The sequence below is a fragment of the Streptomyces sp. NPDC038280 genome, assembly GCF_055600045.1.
In genome coordinates this window covers 349,626-355,625 of the sequence record NZ_JBVJYZ010000005.1, presented here as the reverse complement: position 1 = coordinate 355,625, position 6,000 = coordinate 349,626, and the positions used below count along the sequence as shown (strand labels likewise).

At 70.2% G+C, this 6,000-nt stretch carries 4 protein-coding genes; 1 reads left to right on the top strand and 3 read right to left on the bottom strand.

Going from position 1 to position 6,000, the window contains the following annotated elements; genetic code table 11:
- Positions 1 to 535: 535 nt before the first annotated feature.
- Positions 536 to 1,105, bottom strand: a complete 570-nt coding sequence (locus tag ACZ7J0_RS14795; protein WP_470887302.1) for a MarR family winged helix-turn-helix transcriptional regulator — start codon at positions 1,103 to 1,105, stop codon at positions 536 to 538.
- 136 nt (positions 1,106 to 1,241) lie between these two features.
- Between ACZ7J0_RS14795 and ACZ7J0_RS14790 the strand changes: the two genes are divergently transcribed.
- The gene (locus ACZ7J0_RS14790; RefSeq protein ID WP_470887300.1) at positions 1,242 to 2,540 is read left to right on the top strand and encodes an MFS transporter; all 1,299 of its coding nucleotides are present in this window, start codon (positions 1,242 to 1,244) and stop codon (positions 2,538 to 2,540) included.
- Here ACZ7J0_RS14790 and ACZ7J0_RS14785 read toward each other — a convergent pair.
- Together ACZ7J0_RS14785 and ACZ7J0_RS14780 are read right to left on the bottom strand one after the other, a co-directional pair.
- Positions 2,537 to 4,189 carry an ATP-binding SpoIIE family protein phosphatase gene (locus ACZ7J0_RS14785; protein WP_470887298.1) on the bottom strand — a complete coding sequence of 551 codons (1,653 nt, stop codon included), beginning with the start codon at positions 4,187 to 4,189 and terminating at the stop codon, positions 2,537 to 2,539. The two genes, ACZ7J0_RS14790 and ACZ7J0_RS14785, sit on opposite strands and share 4 nt — an antisense overlap.
- A gap of 217 nt (positions 4,190 to 4,406) precedes the next feature.
- A complete protein-coding gene (locus ACZ7J0_RS14780) occupies positions 4,407 to 5,804 on the bottom strand; it encodes an NAD(P)/FAD-dependent oxidoreductase (RefSeq protein WP_470887296.1) in 1,398 nt (465 codons plus the stop codon).
- Positions 5,805 to 6,000 lie beyond the last annotated feature (196 nt).

Below are 6,000 nucleotides of genomic sequence, written 5' to 3'. Positions count from 1 at the left end.
TCCACGATGTGGAGACGGGGTATCAACATATCTGGCGTTGACTTTTGGCACGCTGTTGAGTTCTCAAGGAACGGACGCTTCCTTTGTACTCACCCTCTCGGGCTTTCCTCCGGGCTTTCCCTTCGGTCTTTCGTGTTTCCGACTCTATCAGACTCTTTCGTGTCCGATTCCCCGTCGGAGCGGGGCTTGCCTTCCAGTTCTTCGCTTTCGCGTTTCCCTTTCCGGCGGTTCCGACTCTATCAGATCCTTTCGGGCCTGATTCCCAGTCAGAGGGGTTTGTCTTTCCGGCTGTTGGGCCGTTCCGACGCTCAAACTCTAACCGATTTCCCGGGCGACTCATAATCGAGTCTTCGAAATGAATTCCGGCATGCCGAAATCCGTCCCGGATGGGAGACCGTGCTGAGTTTGTTTGCCGCGTTCGCGGCGGGAGTGGCTGCCGCAGAACCGTTCCGGCTCCGTGACAACTCGGAGAACACTACGCACGCCCAGGGGTCGTGTCAACCCCCGCCCTCGTCGGTCCCGCGCAGGTGCCGCGTCACTCCAAGTCGGTGAGGCGGCCGCCCGCGTCGGGCTGGGTGTGCTCCACGCGGCGGAGCAGGCGGATGAGCATCTCACCGAGGACTCCCCGCTCTTCGCTCGACAGGTCCTGGAGGAGGTCCTCCTCGAAGCCCGTCGCCATCCGCATCGCCTCGAGCCACTTGGTGCGGCCCTCGTCGGTCAGCTCGACGATCACGCGCACGCGGTTGTTCTCGTCGCGGTCCCGGGTGACCAGGCCGTCGCCGGCCATGCGGTCGATGCGGTGCGTCATGGCCGCCGGCGTCAGGCCGAGGCGCTTGGCGAGTTCGCCGGGGCCGAGGCGGTACGGGGCCCCGGCGAGGACAAGGGTCTTGAGGACCTCCCACTCGGCGTTGCTGATGCCGAGGTCGGCGACCTGGCGTCCGTACGCGACGTTCATCCGGCGGTTCAGCCGGCCCAGCGCGGAGACGACCTTCTCCACCTGCGGATCGAGGTCGCGGTACTCGCGCTGATAGGCCGCGATCTGCTCGTCGAGGCTCGGCTCCTGGAGGGCGGCCTGCGTGCCGGGCTGCGCGGGGGTGTCGGACATGCGGGGAGTATCCCACGGCTGCCGTTGGCATTGAAGTCCTTCAGTGTGTACTGTTAAGGATCGAACTTTAGTGTTAAAGTCTTCAGAGTTCATTCCTTCAGGGGCTTCAGGACCCCGTGGCAAGAAGTAGGTGAGTGTGACCAAGGTGAGGGGCGCGGCGATGCGCCGGATTCAGGCGGGGGGCGCGCTGAGCGCGTTCGGACTCGGCTTCACCGTTCCGTACCTCTATGTGTACGTCGCGCAGGTGAGGGAGCTGGGTGCGACGACGGCCGGCGCCGTCCTCGCCGTGTTCGCCATGGCCGCTCTTGTCGTACTGCCGTTCAGCGGTCGGGCCATCGACCGGCGCGGTCCTCTGCCCGTGCTGCTGGTCGCCTCGGTGCTCGCGTCGGTGGGCGCGCTGGGCATGGGGCTCGCGGACAGCGTGTCCCTGGTCGTGCTGGCGGCGGCGCTGCTGGGTGCGGGTACGGCGGTCCTGCAGCCGGCGCTCGCCACGATGATCGTCTGGTGCTCGACCAGTGCGACGCGCACCCGGGCCTTCGCCACGCAGTTCTTCCTGCAGAACCTCGGTCTCGGCATCGGTGGTCTGATCGGCGGCCGGCTCGTCGACGAGAGCCGGCCGGCGAGTTTCACTCTGCTGTTCTCGATCGAGGCCGTGATGTTCCTGGTCCTGGCCGGGATCGCCGCCTCCGTCCGCCTGCCGGGATCACCGGCGATCCAGGGCGGCCGGCCCGAGAACACAGAGGCCAAGGCCAAGGGCGGTCTGCGGGCCCTGCTCGGGCACAAGGCGATGGTGCAGCTCTGTGTGCTGGGGTTCGTCCTCTTCTTCGCCTGCTACGGACAGTTCGAGTCCGGGCTCGCGGCCTACGGCACCGAGGCCGCCGGGATCAAGCCGTCGACGCTCGGTGCGGCGCTGGCCGCCAACACCGCCGTCATCGTCGCCGCGCAGTTCCTGGTGCTGCGGTTCGTGGAGCGGCGCCGGCGCAGCCGTGTGATCGCCGCCGTCGGTCTGATCTGGACCGTGGCCTGGGTGATCGCCGGGTACGCCGGGCTCGGGCACGGCAGCCAGACCATGGCGACCGCCGCGTTCATCTCCACGTACGCCCTCTTCGGGCTGGGTGAGGCGATGCTGGCGCCGACGGTGGCGCCGCTGGTGGCGGATCTCGCGCCGGAGGCGATGGTCGGGCAGTACAACTCGGCCTTCGCGCTGGTCAAGCAGCTCGCTCTGGCGGTCGGGCCGGCCGTCGGCGGGCCCATGGGAGCCGCGCTGCACGGGCCGTACATCGTGACCTTCGTCCTCTTCTCGCTCGGCATCACCTTCCTGGCGCTGCGGCTCGGCAAGCAGCTGACGCCCGTGCAGGACCAGCCGTCGTCGGCCGTCCGGCCGTCGCGGGTGGTGGCCCGCCACGAGCCGGAGAAGGCGGAGGCCCTCGCCTAGTCGGGCAGGGCGAACTCGCACCAGACCGCCTTGCCGCCCCCTGGCGTGCGGCGGCTTCCCCAGGACGAGGCGATCGTCGCGATGATCGAGATACCGCGACCCGCCTCGTCCTCCGTTTCGGCGCGGCGGCGGCGCGGGAGATGGTCGTCGCCGTCCGTCACCTCGATGATCAGTCGGCGGTCGGTGCGCCGCAGGCGCAGGCGCATCGGCGGGGTGCCGTGCTGGAGCGAGTTCGCCACCAGTTCGCTGGTGGCGAGGACTCCGAGGTCGCGCAGCTCCACCGGGAAGCGCCAGCTGGAGAGGACTCCGGAGGCGAAGGCCCGCGCGCGGGGGGCGGCTTCCACGCCTCCGAGCAGTTCCAGGGCGGCGTTGTGGAAGAGCTCCGCGTCCGAGCCCGTACGGGAGGGGTGCTGCAGGACGAGGACCGCGACGTCGTCGTCGTGCTCGGCGGTCACGCCCAGGGAGCGGATGAGCCGGTCGCAGACGACCTGCGGGGCGCCGGTGGCGCCGGACAGGGCGCGCTCCAGCGCGGCCACGCCCTCGTCGATGTCCTCGCCGCGCCGCTCGACCAGGCCGTCGGTGTAGAGGACGGCGCTCGAGCCGGGCGGCAGGGCGATGGTGCCGGAGGTGTGGAGCCAGCCGCCGGTGCCGAGCGGCGGGCCGGTCGGGTCCTCGGCGCGGCGGACCGAGCCGTCCTCGTCTCTGACGAGGATCGGGAGGTGGCCGGCGGAGGCGTAGACGAGTCTGCCTTCGTTGGGGTCGTGGACGGCGTAGACGCAGGTGGCGATCTGGCTGGCGTCGATCTCGGCGGCGAGGCCGTCGAGGAGCTGGAGCACCTCGTGGGGCGGGAGGTCCAGGCGGGCGTAGGCGCGCACCGCCGTGCGCAGCTGTCCCATGACGGCGGCGGCGCGGACGCCGCGTCCCATGACGTCCCCGATGACCAGGGCCGTGCGTCCGGCGCCCAGCGTGATCACGTCGTACCAGTCGCCGCCGACGGCCGCGTCCGTGCCGCCCGGCTGATAGGTGGCGGCGACCCGCAGGTCGTCGGGCTGTTCCAACTCCTGCGGGAGGAGCGAGCGCTGGAGGGTGACCGCGGTCTCGCGGTGGCGGCGCTCGCTGGCGCGCAGCCGCTCGGCCGCCTCGGCGTGGTCGGTGACGTCCGCGGCGTGGACGAGGACCCCGCCGCCGTGGGCGGGCGTGTCGACGGGCAGGCAGGTGACCGTGTACGAGCCGCCGTCCTGGGTGCGCCGGGACTTGACCGTGCGCGGCTTGCCGCTGCGCAGCACCTGGTCCATCAGGGGGAGCAGGCCGAGCTCGGCGGCCTCGGGGCAGCCGTCGGCGACCGGCGCGCCGGCCGGGCGCGGTCCGAACGCGGCGGCGTAGGCGTCGTTGACGTACGCGATGCGGTGGTCGGGGCCGTAGGCGAGGGCGACCAGGCCGGGGAGGCGGCCGATCACCTCCCGGACGGAGAAGTCCTCGAGGGCGGGGACGTCGTCCGGCAGGGGCTCCAGCTGCTGGTCGTACTCACCCCGGGCGGCGGGCACGGAGCCGTCCCCCCGCTTCGCCGGGGAGACCCCATGGTCGGTCACCCGCGCCGCCGCGCGGCGCTGCGTACCGGGGAGCCGGGCGCTCCAACGCGTGAAGTTCACGGTTTTTCAGGCCTCGTTGTGTCGTTGCGGTTCGTCTTCTGGGTGTCTTCCGTTGACCGCCCCCCGGCCGGGGGTCCGGGGAGCGCCCCCCGGGAAGACACAGCAAGCCTCATGGTGTCGCTGCCGTGCCGAGTCACGTGCGGTGCTGTCACTCTGTGCAGGTGTGAGCCCACCTATGGTCACACGCCCAGTGTGGCCGACCGCACTGACAACGGGGTCAGCCCGACGCCGTGCCGTCCCTGGGGTCGTCCTTGGCGGGGGCGGACCTGGGGGGTGCGGGCGGGGGCGCGGCGGCGAGTTCGAACTCGGCACGCGGGTGTTCCAGCGAGCCGAGGGAGACGATCTCCCGTTTGAAGAGGCCCGACAGGGTCCACTCGGCCAGCACGCGGGCCTTCCGGTTGAAGGTGGGCACCCGGCTGAGGTGATAGGCGCGGTGCATGAACCAGGCAGGGTAGCCCTTGAGCTTGCGCCCGTAGACATGCGCGACGCCCTTGTGCAGGCCGAGGGAGGCGACGGAACCCACGTATTCGTGGGCGTACGGCTTGAGCGGCTGTCCCCGCAGCGAGGCGGCGATGTTCTCGGCGAGGACCTTCGTCTGGCGCACGGCGTGCTGGGCGTTGGGCGCGCACTCCCTGCCGGGTTCGTCGGCGGTGACGTCCGGGACCGCGGCGGCGTCTCCCGCGGCCCAGGCGTGCGCGACGCCGTCGATGGTGAGCTGAGGTGTGCAGATGAGGCGGCCGCGTTCGTTGACCGGCAGATCGGTGTTGGCGAGGACGGGCGCCGGCTTGACGCCCGCCGTCCACACGACCGTACGGGTGGGAAAGCGGGAGCCGTCGCTCAGTACGGCGACGCGGTCCTCGCAGGACTCCAGCCGCGTCTCCAGGCGGACGTCGACGTTGCGGGCCCGCAGCTCACGAATGGCGTAACGGCCCATCTCCTCGCCCACCTCGGGGAGGATCCGGTTCGACGCCTCGACGAGGATCCATTTCAGGTCCTGCGCCTTGATGTTGTGGTAGTAGCGCGTGGTGTAGCGGGCCATGTCCTCCAGCTCGCCGAGGGCTTCGACGCCGGCGTAGCCGCCTCCGACGAAGACAAAGGTCAGGGCGGCGTCCCGCAGGGCCGGATCACGGGTGGAGGAGGCGATGTCCATCTGTTCGATGACGTGGTTGCGCAGGCCGATGGCCTCCTCGACCGTCTTGAAGCCGATGGCGTAGTCGGCGAGACCGGGGATCGGGAGGGTGCGGGAGATCGAGCCGGGGGCGAGAACGAGCTCGCTGTAACTCATCTGGACGGCTCCGGTGCCCTCTTCCTCGGTGGCGAGGGTGGTGAGGGTCGCCGTGCGCTTGGCGTGGTCGATGGATTCGACATCGCCGATGACGATCTTGCACAGGTCGAGGACGCGGCGGATCGGCACCACGACATGGCGGGGTGAGATGGACCCGGCGGCCGCTTCCGGGAGGAAGGGCTGATACGTCATGTACGGGTCGGGTGTGACCACGACGATCTCGGCCGCGCCGCTTCTCAGCTCGGCCCTCAGCTTCCGTTGGAGGCGCAGCGCGGTGTACATGCCTACGTAGCCACCGCCGACAACGAGAACGCGCACAGGTTCGGTCACTGTCCCATGACGCAACGCTCTCCGGCGTTTGTCCACAGGCCCGGCAGATTGTGTGACCGGCGCCGGGCGGAGGCGCGGGGTGGCGAAACACCCGGGTGCGGGGGGATCACCGCAGGTCATGGCAGGGGTGGGGGGTACCGTGAGGGGGCAGAATCGGGAGTGTTCCGGTCCTTGCTCCGATCGGGGGGCGCACCGT

What these genes read in the sequence shown, in the direction of transcription:
- ACZ7J0_RS14795 (WP_470887302.1), bottom strand. Translation starts at nt 1,105, where the DNA reads ATGTCCGACACCCCCGCGCAGCCCGGCACGCAGGCCGCCCTCCAGGAG.